The 20,268-nt window shown below is 37.4% G+C and carries 22 protein-coding genes; 16 read left to right on the plus strand and 6 right to left on the minus strand.

The features are described from left to right. Positions 1-303 precede the first annotated feature (303 nt). The 4 genes from ON09_RS03570 to ON09_RS03585 all read left to right on the plus strand — a co-directional run bounded on the left by ON09_RS03570 (position 304) and on the right by ON09_RS03585 (position 3,176). Positions 304-810 (plus strand): GbsR/MarR family transcriptional regulator, encoded by a 507-nt coding sequence (locus tag ON09_RS03570; protein WP_010599689.1) that lies wholly within the window; start codon positions 304-306, stop codon positions 808-810. Between the two features lie 107 nt (positions 811-917). Further along, a complete protein-coding gene (locus ON09_RS03575; RefSeq protein ID WP_010599690.1) occupies positions 918-1,733 on the plus strand; it encodes a thiol-disulfide oxidoreductase DCC family protein in 816 nt (271 codons plus the stop codon). Positions 1,734-1,738: 5 nt separating this feature from the next. Continuing rightward, positions 1,739-2,665, plus strand: coding sequence for a TIGR01777 family oxidoreductase (locus ON09_RS03580; protein WP_010599691.1), 927 nt, complete (start codon positions 1,739-1,741; stop codon positions 2,663-2,665). A 58-nt stretch (positions 2,666-2,723) separates the two neighbouring features. Continuing rightward, a complete protein-coding gene (locus tag ON09_RS03585; protein WP_010599692.1) occupies positions 2,724-3,176 on the plus strand; it encodes an SRPBCC family protein in 453 nt (150 codons plus the stop codon). Positions 3,177-3,236: 60 nt separating this feature from the next. Here the strand turns inward: ON09_RS03585 and ON09_RS03590 are convergent, their stop codons facing one another. The 5 genes from ON09_RS03590 to ON09_RS03610 all read right to left on the minus strand — a co-directional run bounded on the left by ON09_RS03590 (position 3,237) and on the right by ON09_RS03610 (position 9,034). Further along, positions 3,237-3,491, minus strand: a complete 255-nt coding sequence (locus tag ON09_RS03590) for a DUF4834 family protein (RefSeq protein ID WP_010599693.1) — start codon at positions 3,489-3,491, stop codon at positions 3,237-3,239. A gap of 114 nt (positions 3,492-3,605) precedes the next feature. Beyond that, positions 3,606-3,803 (minus strand): YwbE family protein, encoded by a 198-nt coding sequence (locus tag ON09_RS03595; RefSeq protein ID WP_010599694.1) that lies wholly within the window; start codon positions 3,801-3,803, stop codon positions 3,606-3,608. 65 nt (positions 3,804-3,868) lie between these two features. Continuing rightward, positions 3,869-5,911, minus strand: a complete 2,043-nt coding sequence (gene uvrB / locus ON09_RS03600) for an excinuclease ABC subunit UvrB (protein WP_010599695.1) — start codon at positions 5,909-5,911, stop codon at positions 3,869-3,871. Between the two features lie 153 nt (positions 5,912-6,064). Then, positions 6,065-8,437 carry a M1 family metallopeptidase gene (locus ON09_RS03605; RefSeq protein ID WP_010599696.1) on the minus strand — a complete coding sequence of 791 codons (2,373 nt, stop codon included), beginning with the start codon at positions 8,435-8,437 and terminating at the stop codon, positions 6,065-6,067. 12 nt (positions 8,438-8,449) lie between these two features. After that, the gene (locus ON09_RS03610; protein WP_010599697.1) at positions 8,450-9,034 is read right to left on the minus strand and encodes a HupE/UreJ family protein; all 585 of its coding nucleotides are present in this window, start codon (positions 9,032-9,034) and stop codon (positions 8,450-8,452) included. Between the two features lie 258 nt (positions 9,035-9,292). Between ON09_RS03610 and ON09_RS24040 the strand changes: the two genes are divergently transcribed. The 3 genes from ON09_RS24040 to ON09_RS03620 all read left to right on the plus strand — a co-directional run bounded on the left by ON09_RS24040 (position 9,293) and on the right by ON09_RS03620 (position 11,203). After that, positions 9,293-9,565, plus strand: a complete 273-nt coding sequence (locus ON09_RS24040) for a DUF6702 family protein (RefSeq protein ID WP_051010163.1) — start codon at positions 9,293-9,295, stop codon at positions 9,563-9,565. A gap of 22 nt (positions 9,566-9,587) precedes the next feature. Further along, positions 9,588-9,800 carry a DUF6702 family protein gene (locus ON09_RS24045; protein WP_051010164.1) on the plus strand — a complete coding sequence of 71 codons (213 nt, stop codon included), beginning with the start codon at positions 9,588-9,590 and terminating at the stop codon, positions 9,798-9,800. A gap of 413 nt (positions 9,801-10,213) precedes the next feature. Beyond that, entirely contained in the window at positions 10,214-11,203 is a 990-nt protein-coding gene (locus ON09_RS03620) for a DUF7033 domain-containing protein (RefSeq protein WP_010599698.1), read from the plus strand. Here ON09_RS03620 and ON09_RS03625 read toward each other — a convergent pair. Further along, a complete protein-coding gene (locus tag ON09_RS03625) occupies positions 11,200-13,083 on the minus strand; it encodes a glycoside hydrolase family 172 protein (protein WP_010599699.1) in 1,884 nt (627 codons plus the stop codon). The genes ON09_RS03620 and ON09_RS03625 overlap by 4 nt on opposite strands. A 230-nt stretch (positions 13,084-13,313) precedes the next feature. Between ON09_RS03625 and upp the strand changes: the two genes are divergently transcribed. The 9 genes from upp (at position 13,314) to ON09_RS03670 (ending at position 20,253) form a co-directional block, all read left to right on the plus strand. Further along, positions 13,314-13,958, plus strand: a complete 645-nt coding sequence (upp, locus tag ON09_RS03630; protein WP_010599700.1) for a uracil phosphoribosyltransferase — start codon at positions 13,314-13,316, stop codon at positions 13,956-13,958. Positions 13,959-13,967: 9 nt separating this feature from the next. Further along, the gene (locus ON09_RS03635) at positions 13,968-14,285 is read left to right on the plus strand and encodes a low molecular weight protein tyrosine phosphatase family protein (protein ID WP_010599701.1); all 318 of its coding nucleotides are present in this window, start codon (positions 13,968-13,970) and stop codon (positions 14,283-14,285) included. Between the two features lie 39 nt (positions 14,286-14,324). Continuing rightward, a complete protein-coding gene (locus ON09_RS03640) occupies positions 14,325-15,014 on the plus strand; it encodes a YjjG family noncanonical pyrimidine nucleotidase (RefSeq protein WP_010599702.1) in 690 nt (229 codons plus the stop codon). 20 nt (positions 15,015-15,034) lie between these two features. Next, complete coding sequence (locus tag ON09_RS03645; RefSeq protein ID WP_010599703.1) at positions 15,035-15,553, plus strand: DinB family protein; 519 nt, start codon at positions 15,035-15,037, stop codon at positions 15,551-15,553. 467 nt (positions 15,554-16,020) lie between these two features. Then, complete coding sequence (locus tag ON09_RS25850; RefSeq protein ID WP_010599704.1) at positions 16,021-16,308, plus strand: hypothetical protein; 288 nt, start codon at positions 16,021-16,023, stop codon at positions 16,306-16,308. A 31-nt stretch (positions 16,309-16,339) separates the two neighbouring features. After that, on the plus strand, positions 16,340-17,659 hold the full coding sequence (locus tag ON09_RS03655) for a flippase (protein WP_010599705.1): 1,320 nt from the start codon (positions 16,340-16,342) through the stop codon (positions 17,657-17,659). Further along, complete coding sequence (locus tag ON09_RS03660; protein ID WP_010599706.1) at positions 17,656-18,303, plus strand: class I SAM-dependent methyltransferase; 648 nt, start codon at positions 17,656-17,658, stop codon at positions 18,301-18,303. Before ON09_RS03655 ends, ON09_RS03660 begins: the two co-directional genes overlap by 4 nt. A gap of 9 nt (positions 18,304-18,312) precedes the next feature. Next, positions 18,313-19,077, plus strand: coding sequence for a class I SAM-dependent methyltransferase (locus ON09_RS03665; RefSeq protein ID WP_029204088.1), 765 nt, complete (start codon positions 18,313-18,315; stop codon positions 19,075-19,077). A gap of 261 nt (positions 19,078-19,338) precedes the next feature. Next, complete coding sequence (locus ON09_RS03670; protein WP_010599708.1) at positions 19,339-20,253, plus strand: glycosyltransferase; 915 nt, start codon at positions 19,339-19,341, stop codon at positions 20,251-20,253. Positions 20,254-20,268: the final 15 nt, after the last annotated feature.

A 20,268-nucleotide genomic window follows, 5' to 3' on the forward strand; every position in this document is an offset into this window, starting at 1 on the left:
ACGTACACACTGACTACAAAAATGCAATAATGGCCAGGTGGATGCCATTTTTATTAAACCAGTTATTCATTAAGGTTTGTTTAAGTTTAAACGAACGTCAAAAATAAAAATTGGGCGGTATAAAAAAGGAATAAATTAAATGTGAGACGAATAAAAAATTAGATTGAAGCTTAGTTCATCTAAACTTAACTTATTCAAGATGTCATTCTTACTCAAAATTAACACCAACCATTCAACTAAACTTTCAAATAAAATAAACTTTCAATAATTTTTGAAAGTTTAAAAATGTTGTTATATTTGTTTATGGAATTAGCAGCAGCAAAACTTAAATTTATCGAAGCGTGGGGCAAGTTAGGTTCTGAGTGGGGAATTAACCGAACCATGGCTCAGGTTCATGCTTTGTTATTGATTTCTCCTGAGGCTTTAACTACGGAGGAAATCATGGAAACCTTAAGCATTTCCAGAGGCAATGCTAACATGACCCTTCGCGATCTGATTGGTTGGGGCTTGATTGAAAAACAGCATAAGGCAGGAGAAAGAAAAGAATATTTTTTTGCTGATAAAGACGTTTGGAATATCGCCAGGCAGGTAGCCAAAGAACGGAAAAAACGAGAGCTTGAACCCGTATTAAAGGTTCTCAATGAGCTTTCTACCGTAACCGGAGATGAGAAAGATCCAGCATTTAAAACTTTTAAAAAATCTGTTGCAGACATTAATAAATTGGCGGGTAATGTTGATAAAACATTAGAAACCATGTTAAAAGCTGAAGAGAGCTGGTTTTGGGGATCAGTGCTGAAAGTGTTTAAGTAGTATGGATGACTCATCCATGAAACAAATACCTTTACCTAAGCCTTAACCGGCTTAATTTTTTAAAGCTAACTTTCATATTTTACTGAAAGTATAAATATTTAAATAAAATGAAAACGCTAAACAACCATGTTATCCTGTACGATGAGGAATGCCCAATGTGTGAAGTGTATACAAAAGCATTTGTTCAAACCGGCATGTTAGCTGTAAACGGAAGGGAATCTTATCAACATACGCCAGCTCAAATTTGCCCACTAGTTGATCAGCAACGGGCTGCTAATGAAATTGCTTTGGTAAATACAGAAAGTGGAGAAGTTACCTACGGCATTAAAAGTTTGTTCAAAATTATAGGCCATGCTATCCCTTTTTTAAAACCGCTCTTTGCATTTAGGCCCTTTATTTGGCTGATGACTAAAATCTATGCGTTTATATCTTACAACAGAAAAGTAATCATCCCGGCAGTTACCAAACCAAATGCCGTTCAGCCCAGCTTTAAGCTAAATTATCGCATTGCTTACCTGTTATTCACCTGGTTTCTAACGGCTTTTATGCTAACGAAATATGCACACCTACTTACCGATTTCGTTCCATTGGGTGAAAAGTATAGAGAGTACTTTATCTGCAGCGGACAGATTGTTTTTCAGGTTTTCCTCATCTCCATTTATAAAAAAGAAAAACTTTGGGATTATCTGGGAAATATGATGACGATTTCATTTGCAGGCTCGCTGATGCTTATCGCTGGGTTGGTGATTAATCAACTCTTTAATTTAAATCCAATTTTTTACATACTATACTTTTTAATGGTTGCCGGGCTAATGTTCTTGGAGCATATCCGCAGAAGTAAAATACTAAAATTGGGCTGGTTGATGAGTATTACCTGGGTACTTTACCGGTTAATTGTTTTGGCTTTAATCTTTACTGCATAGAAATCATGGCTTACAAAAAAATTATACTCGCAGGGGGAAACGGATATTTAGGTGGAATACTGGCAAAACATTTTTCAGTATTGGCAAAAGAAGTGGTCATTCTTGCCAGAAAACCACAGCCAGTAAAAGGAAATATTAAAACCATTTTATGGAACGGAAAAACTGAAGATGTATGGGTTAAAGAGTTAGAAGATGCTGATTTACTGGTAAACCTCTGCGGTAAAAATGTAAATTGCAGGTATACCAAAAAGAACCGGGAAGTGATCATCAACTCCAGAGTTGTTCCAACAAAACTGCTGGCTAACGTCATTAACAAGCTTATAGCGCCTCCAAAATTATGGATCAACATTACCTCTGCAACCATTTACCGCCATGCGGAAGATCAGCCACAGGATGAATATACCGGAGAAATTGGTTATGGCTTTTCTATAGATGTTTGTAAAGTTTGGGAAAATACATTTTTTGAAAATGACACACCCAAAACAAGGAAAATTGCCTTAAGGATGGGTATCGTACTTGGTAAAAATGATGGTGCGTTTCCAAGATTACTGAATTTAGTAAAGTTTGGCTTAGGTGGAAAGCAAGGCGATGGCAAGCAGTATGTAAACTGGGTGCACGAACAAGATGCAATTAGAACGATAGAGTGGCTTTTAAAAAACGAAAAGATTGATGGCATTGTAAATTGTACCGCCCCAAATGCAGTAACCAATAAAGTTTTAATGGATAACATCAGAAAAATTTACGGGATACCATTTGGATTACCAACACCCGCCTGGCTTTTAAGCATTGGTGCAATAATTATCGGAACCGAGACGGAATTAATTTTAAAAAGCAGATGGGTTAAACCAGCAGTTTTATTGGAGAGTGGATTTGAGTTTCAATATGGTAAAATTGAGCATGCGATTCATGATATCATCAGCCTAAGCATTTAGCCTGATGAATTTAATACCATGAATAATTTTAGTTTGTATTGCTTGAACAATAGATAAGATGTCAATCATTATTTTAAAAACATTAGTAAATGCACCCATTGAGCAATGCTTTGATCTAGCCCGAAGTATTGATTTGCATATGCATTCCATGAAAAATGAAAATGAGGAAGCAATAGCTGGATGTACTTCCGGACTGATTGGCATCAATGAAACCGTTACATGGAAAGCAAAACACCTTGGATTTTATTTCACCATGACGAGCAGGATATCGGAGATGAAAATACCGGTTTATTTTATCGATGAAATGGTGAAAGGTCCGTTTAAAAGGCTTCGTCATCAACATATATTTGCACCAAAAGGCCAGAAAACAGAAATGACAGACATTTTTGAATTCAGTGCTCCTTTTGCTTGGCTTGGATTAATCGTTGAAAAAATATTTTTAAAAAGCTACATGAAAAGATTGTTGATGAACCGCAATAAGACGATTCAAGAAGAGGCAAATAAATATTAACCTAAGTAAAAAATATATTGCTAATAAAAAGCCCCGACATTCGTCAGGGCTTTGCTTTTTTTATTTAACTTCTTCGTAATCTACGAAGTCGCCAAGTTTATCCGTTTTGCTTTGATCGGGTTTTGGAGGCATGTAATCTATAGAAATAGCGCCTTCCGGTTTTGATCGTCTTTGTTGCTGTTGCCCCTGTCCGGTTGCCTGCTGTTGCATTTTGCTGGCCAGGTTATTAAACAGCATAGGCAATATCAATCGAATCAACATTCTGATGATCCAGAGGACTAATATTGCAATGAAAATGAATTTAATAAATGCCATTCTTTAATTACTATTGTTACAAATATAGACGTCCCAAAATTTATTTTGTTACTTTTTTCGCCTTTAATTGCATTGTTATTACATTTATACTACGCCAAAAGGCCTTGTAAAGTTTTATTCTTCAACAATTTCAGCTACCCTTCCAACCTGTCCATCTTCCAGCCTTACTTTTATTCCACGCGAATGAAAGGCAGCAGATGTAAGTAAATTTTGCACCACACCATAAGTAATATTACCAGATCGCTGATCTTTTTTAAGGATGATTCCAACTTCTAAACCTGGATAAATATCTTTTCTGTTTTGACCGTTCATGATTATTTTTTGAGCTTCAAAACTCCGAATAAATTTTCAATTTCGGTAAAATGAATCTAAAAAGGCTACTTCGCAAACTTCTCGTTAAACATTTTCTCTAAAGCAAACATCTCGTCACGCAATTTTGCAGCTTGTAAGAAATCCATTTCTTTCGCTGCTTTCTGCATATCTTTCTTGGTGTTATCAATCGCCTTCTGCAATTCTGCTTTGCCCATGTACTGAACAATCGGATCCGCAGCAATGCTGATCTCTGCATTTTCAATGTATGCTCTGGCCTTATTATCAGTCGCTTTCTGTGAGAAATCCAATACCGAAGTTTGCTCTAAAATGGCTTCGCGAGATTTTCCTACCGTTTTTGGTACGATGCCATTTTCCAAATTGTAAGCAATTTGTATATCACGACGACGGTTGGTTTCAGAAATTGTTTTTTCCATACTTTCAGTAACGCCATCAGCATACATGATTACACGGCCGCGATCATTACGGGCAGCACGCCCAATAGTTTGAATCAACGATTTTTCTGACCGTAGGAAACCTTCTTTATCAGCATCCAAAATCGCTACCAAGGTTACTTCAGGTAAATCCAATCCTTCACGCAACAAGTTAATCCCCACCAAAACATCAAATTCTCCAAGCCTTAAACCGCGGAGAATCTCCACCCTTTCCAGCGTTTTAATTTCAGAGTGAATGTATCTCGTTTTGATATTTAACCGATCAAGATATTTTGTTAACTCTTCAGCCATTCGTTTGGTTAAAGTTGTAACCAGGATACGTCCGCCATCTTTGATGGTTAAATCTATTTCATCCAACAAATCATCCACCTGATTAATGGCTGGCCTAATTTCAATAACCGGATCAAGCAACCCTGTTGGACGAATTACCTGTTCAACCACTACACCTTCTGACTTTTCAAGTTCATATTCTGCAGGTGTTGCACTAACATAAATGGTTTGCGGCGCCAAAGCTTCAAACTCATTAAAATTCAATGGTCTGTTATCCAGCGCAGCTGGCAAACGGAAACCATATTCTACCAGTGATAATTTTCGCGATCTATCCCCGCCATACATCGCCCGAATCTGCGGAACGGTTACATGGCTTTCATCAATCACCATCAGATAATCATCGGGAAAATAATCCAGCAAACAGAATGGACGCATCCCAGGCTGCCTGCCATCAAAGAAACGGGAGTAGTTTTCGATACCAGAACAATACCCTAATTCTTTCATCATCTCGATATCGAAATTGGTTCGTTCTTCTAACCTTTTTGCTTCGAGTAAATGCCTGTCGGCAATCAGTTGATTTTTACGAATCTCTAATTCTTCCTGAATGCCCCAGATAGATTGATTGAAACGATCTTTAGGCGTAACGAAAAGATTAGCCGGATAAATGGCCATATCTTCTAATTTCTCCAAAGTTTTGCCTGAAACTGGGTCAATGGCTGAAAGCTCTTCGATGTCATCGCCAAAAAAAGAAATGCGGTAAGCATGGTCTAAGTAGGCAGGATAAATATCAACCGTATCACCCTTCACCCTAAAAGTTCCGCGTTTAAATTCAGTTGTGGTACGGGAATATAGAATTTCTACCAAACTATGTAGAAAAGCATTTCTTGAAATCCTCAAGCCGACGCCAAAACGAAAAACCATCCTTGAAAAATCTTCAGGGTTTCCCATACCATAAATGCAAGAAATGGACGAAACCACAATGATATCTCTCCGACCACTCATTAGCGATGAAGTGGTGCGTAAACGAAGCTTTTCAATTTCTTCGTTAATGCTTAAATCCTTTTCGATATAAGTATTGCTTGAAGCGATGAAAGCTTCGGGCTGGTAATAATCGTAATAAGAAACAAAATAATTAACCGAATTTTCGGGAAAGAAATTTTTAAATTCTCCGTATAGCTGAGCCGCCAAAGTCTTATTGTGACTCAGGATTAAGGTTGGCTTTTGTGTTTGCTCGATAACGTTGGCAACGGTAAAGGTTTTCCCTGATCCGGTTACCCCTAGCAATGTTTGGTAATGTTCATTGGCATTTACACCATCAACCAATTGTTTTATGGCAGATGGCTGATCGCCGGTTGGTTTGTATTCTGAAGTGATTTTGAATTTCATCGTTAATCAAATATACGAGTTTAGGGTTTAATGAGTAAACAGGAGAAAGTCAGGAAAGTTGGAACAAAAAATCCTCGCTGAGATTTTCAACGAGGATTAAATAATTTTAATGATTGCCAATGCGAAACTGACAATCAGATATAGCTAATCTAACTATTTACTTCCAGCCACTTTCATTGGGTTTGAGCCAACCGACTGTCCCCTAACTGCTGAAGCCATTTTCATTTTGTAAACCTTAAACTTGCTCTCTTTTGCTTTTCCGCCCCATCCGTTATTGCTGGTATCGATATCAGCGGTTTCGCGTAATGGATCGACCAGAATAGATTCAACTTCTTTATCTTTCACATAGAATTTAGAAGTTTTTAATTCGTTATGTCTCCAGATTTGAGCAGGAATACGATCAATTTCTTTAGTACCATCTTTGTAGGTAAACTCTACAATAATCGGCATCACTAAACCACCTCTGTTACTAAAGCTTAATTCGTATAGGAATTTATTGGCGTATTTACCCTGATCAGTTTCCGGCACCACTTCATACGGCATAGACATTTCTGTTTTTGTTGTTTTAGTCGTATCAACAGTTACCAATCCTCTGTCATATTTGTAATAAAAATCCTGAGCCGCTGTGTTTTTATCTACATAGAAACTGATTTTTTTGTCTTCACGGTTTCTGATTTTCGAAATATCATCAAAAGCATTTAACGCAGGTTTATCAACTTTTACCATTCTTGATCTGGCCGCCGGTACATCTTTAGGGAAATCAGCTTTGGCAAATTTCACGCTATCTAATGCAATATCACATGGATCGGTTCCATAAAACCAACCTCTCCAAAACCAATCTAAATCCTCGCCACTGGCATCTTCCATGGTGCGGAATAAATCTGCCGGTTCAGGGTGTTTGAAAGCCCATCTTCTTGAATATTCTTTAAATGCGTAATCAAAAAGCTCTCTTCCCATAATGGTTTCACGGAGAATATTTAAACCTGTTGCTGGTTTAGAATAAGCATTCGGACCAAAACGAGCAATATTCTCTGAGTTAGTCATAATCGGTTCCAACTCATCTTTTGGCAATTTCATGTAATCAACAATGGTATAAGCGGGCCCTTTTTTGCTTGGAAATTTATTATCCCAAAGTTCCTCGGTTAAGTACTCTACGAAAGAATTTAAACCTTCATCCATCCAGGTCCACTGGCGCTCATCGCTATTCACAATCATCGGGAAAAAGTTGTGCCCCACCTCGTGAATGATTACGCCCAACATTCCGTTTTTGGTACTTTCGCTATAAGTTCCATCAGCATCTGTACGGCCATAATTGAAACAAATCATCGGGTATTCCATACCGTTTGCCGCTTCGATACTTTGCGCTACCGGATATGGATAAGGGATAGTAAAATCTGAATAAGTTTTGATGGTATGCGCTACCGCACGTGTAGAGAATTTGCTGTATAAATGATAGGCTTCTTTACCATAAAAACTCATACACATCACCATATTATTATTGGCTTGTATTTTTTGCGGCATGGCATCCCAAATAAATTTACGGGAAGAAGTCCAGGCGAAATCTCGAACATTGTTTGCATTGAAAACCCAGGTTTTTTTAGCTGTTGATTTCTTTCCTTCAGCGGCAGTTGCTTCGGCCAATGTTTGAATTTCTACAGGTGCAGTAGCTGTTTTTGCGGCATTGTATCTGCTCATTTGCGTTGGCGTTAATACAGCGCTATAATTGATGCACTCTCCTGTTGAACCTACTAAGTGATCAGCCGGAACAGTCATTTGCACTTTGAAATCGCCAAACGTTAACGCGAACTCTCCCCTACCGGTAAACTGGTGATTTTGCCAGCCTTGAAAATCGCTGTACACACATAACCGCGGATACCATTGCGTCATCGTAAAAAGGTAGTTCCCGTCTGCAGGGAAAAACTCATAACCACCACGACCACCAATACTCATCCGATCAGAGATTTTATAGTTCCAGTTGATGTTGAAGATGAATTTTTGTCCAGTTCTTAAGGCTACAGGTAAATCAACACGCATCATGGTTTTGTTTACGGTATACTTTAAGTTTTTACCGGCTGCATCAGTTAGTTTGGTAATGTTGATCCCCAGGCCATTATCAGTTTTAACGCTTAATTGATCTAAGTTTTGGGTGGTTCCACCAGCAGGCATTTTAGTAGCATCCTGATAGTTTGCATTTTTACTGGTACTGTGCTCATTCTCATCCAGCTGCAACCAAATATAAGTAAGCGGGTCTGGGGAGTTATTGGTATAGGTAACCGTTTCCGAACCTGTTAACAATAAATTTTTCTCATCCAGTTCGCATTTGATATTGTAATCAGCACGTTGCTGCCAGTATTTTACACCCGGTGCACCGCTGGCTGTACGTTGCTCGTTTGGCGTAGGTAAAATGGTACCCAATTGCTCAAACTTGTTCCCATGGTTGCTTCCAGGATTATTCTGAATGTTTTGTGCCATGACTAAACCACCTGAAAAAAGTAGTAAGCCGGTTAATGTAAACAGTTTATTCATCGTTGTTATTCTTTAAAAAGGAATTCGTTCTATAGCCATTTTTAAAGCCAGGCTAAATACGGCTGCCGAAATAAACAACACCCAGCTCAGGCGTTTTATTCGGGTATAATTAAAAATAATAAAAGTGATAATCAAAATAATTAAAACCATAAAAACCTGCCCGGCTTCTAACCCCACATTGAAGCCAAACAAACCCCAACCAATGTTTTGATCTTTTGCCAGCATCATCCTGATGGAATTTGCAAAACCCATTCCATGGATTAATCCAAAACCTAAAGCCAAAAAGTAATTTACCTTGACTGATTTCATGGAGAAATTTCTTCTAAACAAATTACTCACGGCGGTAATTACAATTGTACAGGGAATTAAAAATTCCACCCATTTACTATCAAACCTAATGACATCCATCACACTTAAAAGCAACGTTAAGGAATGCCCAATAGTAAAAGCAGTTACCAAAATCAACACCTGTTTTAAATTGGTGTAGCTGTATATTGCTACCAGTGCCAAAATAAACAATTGATGATCTAAAGCATCGGCACTGATAATATGCTCCCAGCCCAGCTTAAAGTAGAAAATAAAATCCTGTAAAGGCATGAAATACGGTAAAATAAAAACGGGATGTGATTTTTAATGCTTAAAATTAAATTAATAATTTCAAAAACCGATAATTTAACGCTAAGATCATTCAATTTACTCAAAATGTTACTGTTTTTCCATAAGAGTGCAGCCGAAAAATCAAATATTGTTTTTCAGTTTGTTCAAATCGAGTGGAGCTTGAGGTGTTATGAAAATATTGTAGAAAATTAAATCGTAGCTTTGTTTGTTGATGCCTTCCAATTCAATAAATATCTGATGAAAAAAGTAAGATTTTTAATAGAGTTACTTTTCTGCATTTGCTTTACTGTTTCAGCAGGAATAAAACATCCTTTGCATGTAAGCACTACTGAAGTAAGTTTTAATCAAAAGGATAAAACTTTGGAGATCAGTTGTCGAATTTTCTCAGACGATTTTGAATCTATTTTAGCAAAAAACTATAAACAGAAAACGGATCTTTCTAATCCTGCAATGAAGAATGCGATGGATGAGATGGTAGAAAAAATACATCAATTCCCATCTGCAGATTAAAGCAAACGGCAAAGCTGTTGCAATGAAATACATCGGCTTTGAAATAGATCATGAAGCCACGAACATTTATCTGGAAGTAGAAAAAATTTCGAGTTTAAAAGCGGTGGAAGTTACGAATACCATTCTTTACGATCTGTTTGATGATCAGATGAGTATCGTGCATCTGGTGAAAGCGCAAACACGTAAAAGCACTAAAATCCTATATCCTGATAAGAAGTTTGCCACAAACTTTTAAATGTAATTTTTGTATTAGATATTAAATTGGTGTTAAAATACTGCTAGTTTTAATATCCCGTTAACAAAAAGATCAATTACCGGGAAAATTGTTAATAATCTTAGTTATACATTACCTACTGTTTAAATAAGTTATGCATTTAATTATTTTCTCCTCTGTTTTAACTCCAAGAATAAAATATATCTTCAATTTTATTTTTTAAAGAAATTCTCAAGACCGAAATAGAGTTTACCGGAAATGCAGAATATTTTACGCAAAGCAAGCAGGTTAAAATCAGTTATGGCGAAAAAGCCTTAGGTGATGAACTTTTCTTCAAAAGCAGCCCTATTCTTTTTTCCAACAAACTTGATGACATTAATATCAAAACAACTTTATTTGGAGAATACCAGGTTCCCTTTCCGGTAGAAAATTCTTTGTTTCCATTTGATGTATTTGCAGCTTCATTTTTTATTGTAACCCGTTATGAGGAATATCTTCATCAGAAAAAAACAGAGGAAGATTTCGAAGCGAAAAAGAGTTATCAATTTAAATGGAAAATTTTAGAAAGGCCAATTATTGATGAATGGGCAATGTTGATTAAAAATATGATCCGCAAAAAACATCCGGAATTTAAGTTTTACGAGAAACGTTTTATTAATCAGCCAAGCATTAATTTTAACATTACCCCAAACATACCCGATGGTTTCTTAGGCCGGACGAAATTTTTATTCAGCTCGGTTTTCAACAAAGAAAATAACTTTTTGAGCTCAAAATTCGATCAGCTCACTGGTATTGGTGTAAGTAGCGAGGCTGTACTAAGCGATTTAAATTTGGTATTGGAGAAAAAGCAAACGGATCCAATATTTTTTATCAACTTTCCAAATGTTCCTGATGATTACATTAAAGCAAATGGTATTTCGAAAAATCTATCATCGAAAAATGTAGGTTTACTAAGGCCATGCGCCAGCGATAAGGAGAAAATCGATGAAATTAAAACAGGCTTAGCAAAACTTAAAAAAATACTGCCAGACCAAATTAATGTGAGCAGTCAGCAGTTGGAAATTTTAAAATTTCCGATCTGCTATTTAAATTTATTGAACTCGGGCATCACAACCGACTATTCTATGGGTTATCCTAACCGGGCTGGTTTTCGTGCTGGAACCTGCACCCCGTTTAACTGGTACGATCTTCAGCTGGAAAAAGTAACACCTTTGCTTGTTTATTCGTATTGCCTGAACGACATCACACTTCAGCATCTTTCTAACGGAACCATTTTTAATTCGATAAAAGAGTATGTAGATGCAGTTAAATTTGTAAATGGTTATTTTCTGAGTAACTGGCAACTCCGCAGCCTTTCAGATCATTTAAAATACAAAAAACTAAAGCTTGCCTTTATTGAAATGAATAATTACGCAGGAAACTAAGGTTTACTTTTAACCAGGATCAACCGCCCAATATTTACACGATTTTTAGCTTTGTCGTTTTTAAAATGTAAGGTAACGGTGTTCCTAAACTCATTGATATCGAGATCGCACAGAAACATTTTCTTTTTGACTTCTTTTTGTGTGCTATAGAATGAGATGGGTTCACTAATTTTAGTTTGGCGTTGCCAAAAGGTAATTTCTGCACCATCGGCAGCTGTTTCTAAATCAGTATAAAGCTTATACTTTCCGTTTGGAATTTCCTGTAAGTCGACGCGAATTTGCGCACCATTTCTTCCGATGAAGTTATTTCCATCAATAGTAGCCTGACCATTGAAACTCAAATTCATGAGCTGGGGATAAATCATCATGGTATCAGGAACAAAAACCATCGTATTCTTAGCATCTGGTAATTGGGATGTTGAAATCGCTCTATCAGCATAGTAGAAAGCCACCGAAGTATAGTCGGCGGGTTTATTATTTTGCTCCGGCCCGTGTTCAATGGTATGCAAAATACTTTTCTGGAAAGGCATTTTATCCGCTAAAAACAACCGATAACCTCCGGTTCGGCTGAATGGAAGGGAATAATCCAATGAACCATGCAGCGGCAAACTCATTTTACGGTCCCAACGATCGAGCAAGGCATACCAGCCGCCATTAAAATAATCTTCCGATCCGGTTCCATGCATGGTCATTTTGCCATCAATTGCGGTGTAGTCATCGCCTTCAAAAAACAAAGTCATGCCAGGATTTAGTCCTTGAGCCTGCAAAATTGTACCCACGTAATGTCCTCTACCCGCTCCTTGCAAAAAAACGTGTGGTTTACCCAAGGCGGCATTTTTATCACTGTTCCAAAAAGTGTAAAACTTTCCTTCTGTTTTCGGATCATGCGGTAATGGCGAAAAGTAACATCTTGCCTTTATTGTTAATGGCTCTGCATGTCCATTCGAAATGCCTTTACGATAAATCAATTCTACTTTTGCGTTTTTTTCAAACGGCATCGGGAAGTAATTGTAATTGGTATTATTTGCGGTACCGCTTAGCAAACTTTGCATGGAAATTTTACCAAAAGCATAGCCAAAAAAATCAGAAAGGGGAAGATAGACCGCTGGCTGGTTTTCATTGTCCCAGGTTATTTTAATATCGATTAACTTTTCTAATCCTTCAAACTGTTTGGCATTCTCGATTTCGAAACCTAAAAAACGGCCGGGCTTTGATAAGCTAACCAGTGATAAACTTTGTCCAGGTGACAGGATTTTATCAACTGCAATTGTTTCGATTCCGGGAGATGAAAGAATGTTTTCCTTAATAGCCTTCCACGATGAGCTTAGCTTTTCGAACGCTGCTTTTTCCGACGCTGATAAATTCGGGTTGAATGTTTTGACACGGGCATTTTTTCCAAAATTACGATACTGGATTTGATAGAATTCTAATTTCTTACCCCTGAAAACAACTTTGCATCCATTTTTATATGGGATAGGGAAATAACAAAAATATCCACCTACCTGATTGCCGCAAAGTGGCAGGTTAAAGGGGTATATTTTGCCTGAAAACAAGTCTGAAAATTTTATGGAATAAGAGGGTTTCTTACTGCCATCAAAATAAAAATCAAGCGTATCATTTGTTGGTGTTGGTGTCCAGATCCGATTGATCACGCCTGCGCCTTTATCTTCAAAAATGACCAGACTGCTATCTGGATTTTTTCTGACAAAAGAATACTTCCCACTAAAACCATCATCGTTATTCCCTGTTGTATCATAGGAAGAAAACTGCTTTACCACAGCGTCAGTATACTTTGGAAGATTCGAAATGGTTGTCATCGATTCCAATTCTGATGTAACGTTAACACTACTTTTTTGTGCAGAAGCGATCGTAGAAGCCATAATCGCTATAAAGCAATTTAGGCATATGGCTTTGATAAACTTAGCGTAGCTCATTGGTAAAACAAGATTTATATTTGGTTAGTTGGCAACTAATACGATTTAGCTGAATCAAAACTAAAGTAGATAATATATTTAGCCTACCATAAATATCCATAAAGTTGTTACTTACTCTCAACCCAAAACAGTAATTTAGACCATCAGGCCTGGCCTGACCAAAACAATAAAACATCATGATTTTCGACCTGAGTAAAATTAAATCCATCGCCAATACTTTTATTTCTGAAATGAGAGATGAAAACATCCAAAAGGATTCCATGCGTTTTAGAAAAAATTTGGAACGTGTCGGGGAGTTTTTCGCATATGAAATCAGTAAATCTTTACCTTACACCACCCGAGAGGTAACCACACCATTAGGGGTTTCGCCTTGTGAGGTGTTGGTGCAGCAACCTGTTTTAGCTACCATTTTAAGGGCGGGTTTACCCTTGCAGCAGGGATTGCTGAACATATTTGATAAATCTGAATGTTGTTTTATTTCTGCATACCGTAAGGTTAAAAAAAGCGGCGATTTTGTGATTCAAATGGATTACATCTCCTCGCCCGATTTAGATGGAAAAGTATTGATTATGGCCGACCCCATGCTGGCTACAGGCCAAAGCATGGTAATGTGCTGCAAAGAATTATTGAACAGGTATAAAATAGCCGAACTCCATATTGTGGCAGCAATAGCCAGTACAGAGGGCGTGGCGCACGTTCGAGCAAACCTACCAAAGGCAAAGCTGTGGCTTGGTGCCATTGATGATGAAATGACCAGCAAATCATACATCGTTCCTGGTTTAGGCGATGCCGGAGATTTGGCTTATGGAGAAAAAGTATAATTGCAATAAATGAAGATTCTCTTTGTTTGCAGCAGGAATAAATGGCGAAGTGCTACCGCAGAAACCATCTACAAAAACCACTCCGAGCACCAGGTACGGTCGGCAGGCACTGAGCCCTCGGCAAGAATTAAACTCAATGCAAAACATGTTATTTGGGCAGACCTTATTTTTGTGATGGAAAAAAAGCACGAACAAAGGATTGAAGAAAAGTTCAGTGAAGAAATTGTAGACAAGAAAATTGTAATTATGAATATTCCAGATGAATACCAATATATGGACAAAGAACTTATCGAGGAATTGAATTTGAAAACCCACGACCATTTATAAATCTGGAACATTAGCCTACCTTTGTAAAAATCATTTCCAATGAAAAAACACATTTTTTTCGACCTCGATCATACCATTTGGGATTTTGATCGTAATGCCGAAGAAACACTCAATGAACTTTATCACACCTACAAATTAAATGAGATAGGCTTAAATTCCTGTGCCGATTTCATTTTGAAATATACTGAAAATAACCACCAGCTTTGGGCAGATTATCATTTAGGAAAAATTACAAAAGATTTTTTGCGGGCCGAACGATTTAGCAAAACTTTTATTGAGTTGGGAATCCATCCTGATGCTGTGCCGCATCAGTTTGAAGATGATTACGTAAGCATATCGCCAACGAAAACAAATTTATTTGAAGCTGCAGAAGATGTTTTGGCTTATCTCCAGCAAAAATATACCCTACACATTATCTCCAATGGATTTAAGGAAACCACTTTAACTAAAATGAATCTATCCAATTTAAATCCATACTTCGAAAATGTGATTATTTCTGAAGATGTTGGTGTAAATAAACCCAACCCGATTATTTTTGAATACGCACTGGATAAAGCAAAAGCCTCAAAAGAAGAAAGTATTATGATTGGCGATAGTTTGGAAGCCGATATTTATGGAGCGCTTAATTTCGGAATGGAGGCAATTTTCTTCAATCCATTGGAGAAAGATAAACCTGCAGATGTGAAAAATCAAATCACTCACCTGAAAGAATTACTACAGTTATTCTAATTGTATCTTATCTTTATGAAATGACACCTGCAAAAGTAAATGCCTCTATACATAAAATAGTCGACGCTTATAAAGCCAAACTCTCTCAATACGACGAGGAAATTTTTCAGGTGACACCACCCATTAACGGATGGAGCTACAGCGAGGTGTATTCGCATATTTTTGATGCAAGTTTACTCTCATTAATTGCATTGGAAAACTGCATTAAAGGCAAAGGCGAAGATCAGCCCACACACTTTATTGTTAAAGTGATTTTGTTTTTAGGCGCTTTTCCGCCGGCACAAAAATATAAAGTGCCAAAACGCATGGCAGACCGGGTGAAGAAAATAACCAAAGCCGAAGCACTTGATTTTATTCTAGAATTTGAGTCTTCATTGTTGCATATTTATCCATCAGTCGCCGGTGCAGATCAGAAAGTTAAAACCAAACATCCCCGTTTGGGCTATTTAAACTCGAGGCAATGGCTTCGTTTTATTGAAATACATTTGAAACATCATTTAAAACAGCTCATTAGGATCGAAGATAGTTTTCAGCGTTAAAATTATTTTATCATCTTTGGGTAAACCACAGCGCTTTATGAAAAATCTCCTTTACCTCCCGGCAATCTTCGTGTTTTTTTCATGTAACAGTGAACAAAAAGATGCGAAGCAAACTGTGATCACTACACCGGCAGGGTTGGAAGGACTTCAAAAAAACTAATACATCAGCTGTTGCAGCGGCACAAACCTCTACTAAAACGCTAATTTTTAATCCAAAACATGGTCAGCCAGGTCATACGTGTGCTCTGGCAGAGGGAGCACCTTTAAACCAAACTGCGGTAGCTCAGCCCCAACAAAATATAACTCAGGTACAACCTGCGGCTGCAAGCATTCCAGTAAATACCGATACGGGGAATGAAAAGCTAAATCCTAAACATGGCGAACCAGGTCACCGATGCGATATCGCAGTTGGTGCGCCTTTATCTTCAAAACCAGTTCAAGCTGTTCAAACCAGCACGACACAGCCAGTGGTTGCGCAAACCGTTAATACAAAAGTTGCCAAAGGGATGAATCCGCCACATGGGCAGCCTAACCATAGATGTGACATTGCTGTTGGTGCGCCGTTAAACTCAAAACCTGTACAAGCTGCAAGTTCCACACCTGCGCAAACGATAAATAAAGCAGAAACTAAAGCACCTTTAATTTTTCCAAATGAAGCTAAAGCACCCGAAGGCCAGGCCGGTGCAAAGTTAAATCCAAAACATGGGGAACCTGGCCACAGATGCGACATTGCAGTTGGTGCACCGCTCACATAATTAACGCACATTTTTTTACATCTTTGCGCTAATGAAATTACCAACCATAAAAGGTTTTGATGAGGAGGCATTTAACAAGTATTTAAAAAATACGGGTTGGTTAATGTTTGGCAAGATATTAAGTTTAGTAGTTGGCTTATTTATTGCCCGATATTTGGGACCCGATCTTTTCGGCGATCTTACCTTCGGCCTTTCATTGGTAGCAATTTTAGCTGCAATAGGTGCTTTAGGACTAGATACCTTCATCATCAGAGAAATTATAAAAGAGCCTTCCAAAAAAGATGAAATTTTAGGAACTTCCTTATGGTTAAGGCTCATTACAAATGCCGCAGCTATTCCTGTTGCAATGGCTATTTACTACATCAGCCATAAAATATCTAAAAATCCAGGTGAGCCTTTGACGATTATAGTGGGATTGCTTGCCCTAGCCTCATTTTTCAAATCATTTAATGTGATTGATGCCTATTTTCAATCTCAAGTTCAGTCGAAATATGTAGTTCAGGTTCAAAATATTTGCTTGATAATCTCAGCCATTGTTAAGTTGATACTAATTTATCTAGGGTTTCCTTTGATTTACATTGTTCTTGCTTTAGTGTTTGATGGATTTATTTTGGCGCTGGGTTTGGTCATTGTATATCAAAAGCGAGGTTTTAATATTTTTGATTGGAATTTTGATTTCAGCAGAGCAAAATCACTACTGAAACAGTCATCTCCACTTATTCTGTCTGCAGTGATGGTTTCCATTTACATGAAGATAGATGTGGTGATGCTTAAAGAAGTAGGAAGTAAAGCGGTTGGAATTTATGGCGCAGCAGCTAATTTAAGTGAGGCCTGGTATTTTATACCGGTTGCGATCGTAACTTCTGTTTTTCCAGCACTTATCAATGCAAGAAAAACTGATCTGGAACGTTACCATAAAAGATTAGGAAACCTGTACGATTTACTTGTTTACATCTGTCTACCAGTAGGTATTTTCATCAGTTTTACTGCAAACTTCATTATCCATTTATTGTATTCAAATGAATATGAAGGCGCCGGAACGATGCTTTCTATTCATATTTGGTCTGGGATATTTGTATTTTTAGGAAGTGCCAGCTCACAATATCTGATTGCTGAAGGATATACAAAAATTGCTTTTTACCGAACTACGGCTGGAGCTGTAGTAAATATTTTACTTAATCTTTGGCTGATTCCTAAATACGCGGGAATTGGCGCTTCTATCGCGACACTCATCGCTTGTTTTATTTCAACATTTTTCATCTTATTAATTCCAAAAACCAGGCAGCAAGGAATAATGATGTTAAAATCATTATTTTTGGTCACAGCATTTCAAAAAATACTTAAACGTTGAGCACACTTAAAGCATTAGCCACACTACTTTCGAAACCTAACAGGTTAAAGGCACTATTATCGTACGGACACAAAGGTTATTTAAATAGCATTGGCTGGTTTACAGCTTTTGATCAACAACAAGCTGTTGATGGAAATGGCAAGGCTCTTCCGTGGGTGACTTATTCCTTTATCGATTTCATCAAAGAAAGAATCAATAACACACAGCATATTTTCGAATACGGTTCTGGAAATTCTACCATTTTCTATGCTGAAAAAGCAGGATCAGTAACTTCAGTAGAACATGATAAAAATTGGTTCGATAAGGTTAAAGGCAGCAGCCCTTCAAACGCAGAAATGATATACTGCGAGCTGCAACGCGATGGAGAGTATTCGAAAAAAGCTGCTGTAATTGGCAAGAAATTCGATATTATCATTGTAGACGGGCGAGACAGAGTAAGATGTTGCAAATACAGCCTGGAAGCACTTTCTAAAAATGGTGTTATTGTGCTAGATGATAGTGAACGTGAAGTTTATGATCCAGCCCGAATATTTTTGAAAGAACAAGGCTTCAAGGAAATTAGTTTCAGCGGAATTTCTCCAGGTTTGTTCTATGAGAAAGCGACTTCTGTTTTTTACAAGGCCGATAACTGTTTAGGAATTTAATCTTCAGAAATGATGTTAAGCGAAGAAGTAAAAACAGCCTACGATAACTTTTATACCAATAGCGATGTAGCCTGGCGCATGCTTGGCGCTAAATATAAGGCGCAAAATATTGTTGATGTGTGTAAAGCCTTGAAACCTGGAAAAGTTTTAGAAGTTGGCGCCGGTGATGGAAGTATTTTACATTTTTTGAATGAATGGAATTTTGCACCTGAACTTTACGCCATTGAAATAGCCCAAAGTGGAGTAGATATTATTAACGGTAGAAAACTTGCCAGACTTAAGGAAGCACAAACTTTTGATGGTTATAAAATCCCCTATGCTGATGACAGCTTTGATCTGGTAGTTCTTGCGCATGTGCTTGAACATGTGGAGCATGAACGCATTTTGCTCCGTGAATTAAAAAGAGTGTCCAAATATATTGTGGTTGAGGTACCAAAAGATTACCGTTTTGGTGTAGATACACGGATGAAGCATTTCCTGGATTATGGGCATATCAACATGTATACGCCAACCTCATTGAGGTTTTTATTACAAAGTGAAGGACTGGATATCCTTGAAGATAAGGTTTCGATGACCGCTCCGGAAACAGTAAAATTTAACGAATTTGTAAACAAGAAAGCACCCAAAACTTTTACAAAAAACCTGAAGATTGAACTGGAATACAAAATCAAAAAAACCTTAGGTAACTTGCTAGGCAGGAAGAAACAGGAACAGTTCGCAAATGCCTACACCGTATTAACTAAGAAATCAGATCAAAATCTACATATATTTTAAAAAATTGCCCTATAAGAATTTAAAGAAATATAAGCTCTTTTAAATCAGAAAGGTTAAATTTCCCTTTTAAAAATACATCCGTTATCATTTAAATAGCGATATATGTTTTTAATGAGGAAAGATTTAGGTTACAAAATAAACGCTGCGGCGATTAAAGTGTAAAGGTCAGAAAATCTATAATAACGAATTATATAAACGATTTTTTCAAGGCTATGGCTTAAATCAAACCTACATTATTTAAGTGGTAAAATAACATCAACAATGCAAAACCTCGCTCCTATAGCCCTTTTCGTTTACAATCGCCCTCAACATACCGAGCGAACAATTAAGTTTTTGCAGCAAAATGATCTGGCCACTGAATCGAGATTATTTATTTTCTCAGACGGAGCAAAATCGCCTGCAGATGAAGATAAAGTGGCTAAAGTAAGGGCAATTATTAATAAAGTTGATGGATTCAAATCTGTAAAGGTTTTTGAGCGTAAAACCAATGCCGGTCTTGCCAATTCTGTAATTGAAGGGGTTACAAAGCTCGTTGACGATTATGAACAGGTGATTGTTTTTGAAGATGACCTGATTAGCTCTCCACATACTTTAAGCTATTTTAACGATGCCCTTAACCGTTATCGCAATGATCAAAAAGTCATGCACATTGGTGCATACATGTATCCATTGAAAGATGAAAACTTGCCGCAAACATTCTTTTATAGAGCGGCTACAAGCTGGGGTTGGGCAACCTGGGGACGTGCATGGAAAAACTTTGAGCCAAACATTGATACCTTAATGAAACAGTTCGACAAAAAGAAAAGAGCTGCCTTTTCTATTGAGAACAAGATGAATTTCTGGAAGCAAATGCAGGAATTTAAGAAAGGAAAAAACAATAGCTGGGCAATTCGCTGGTATGCCTCCATCTTTCTTAAAGGTGGTTTAACGTTAAACCCGTCACAATCTTTAGTCAATAACATCGGCCATGATGGTACCGGGGTTCACTCTGGAATTAATGATATTTATAATGTAGTGATTAATCCAAAACCAATCACGAAATTTCCTGACGTAATTGAAGAGGATAAAAAAGTTTATCAGACTATCAAAAAATTCCTTGCCAGCAGAAAAGGAAATATGGCTGCCAGAATCAAGCGCTTTGTACGAGAGAAATTAGCACAGTATTTCTCGAAGTAGTATCGAAATTCTTTG

The organism is Pedobacter agri PB92 (assembly GCF_000258495.1).
GTDB lineage: Bacteria > Bacteroidota > Bacteroidia > Sphingobacteriales > Sphingobacteriaceae > Pedobacter > Pedobacter agri.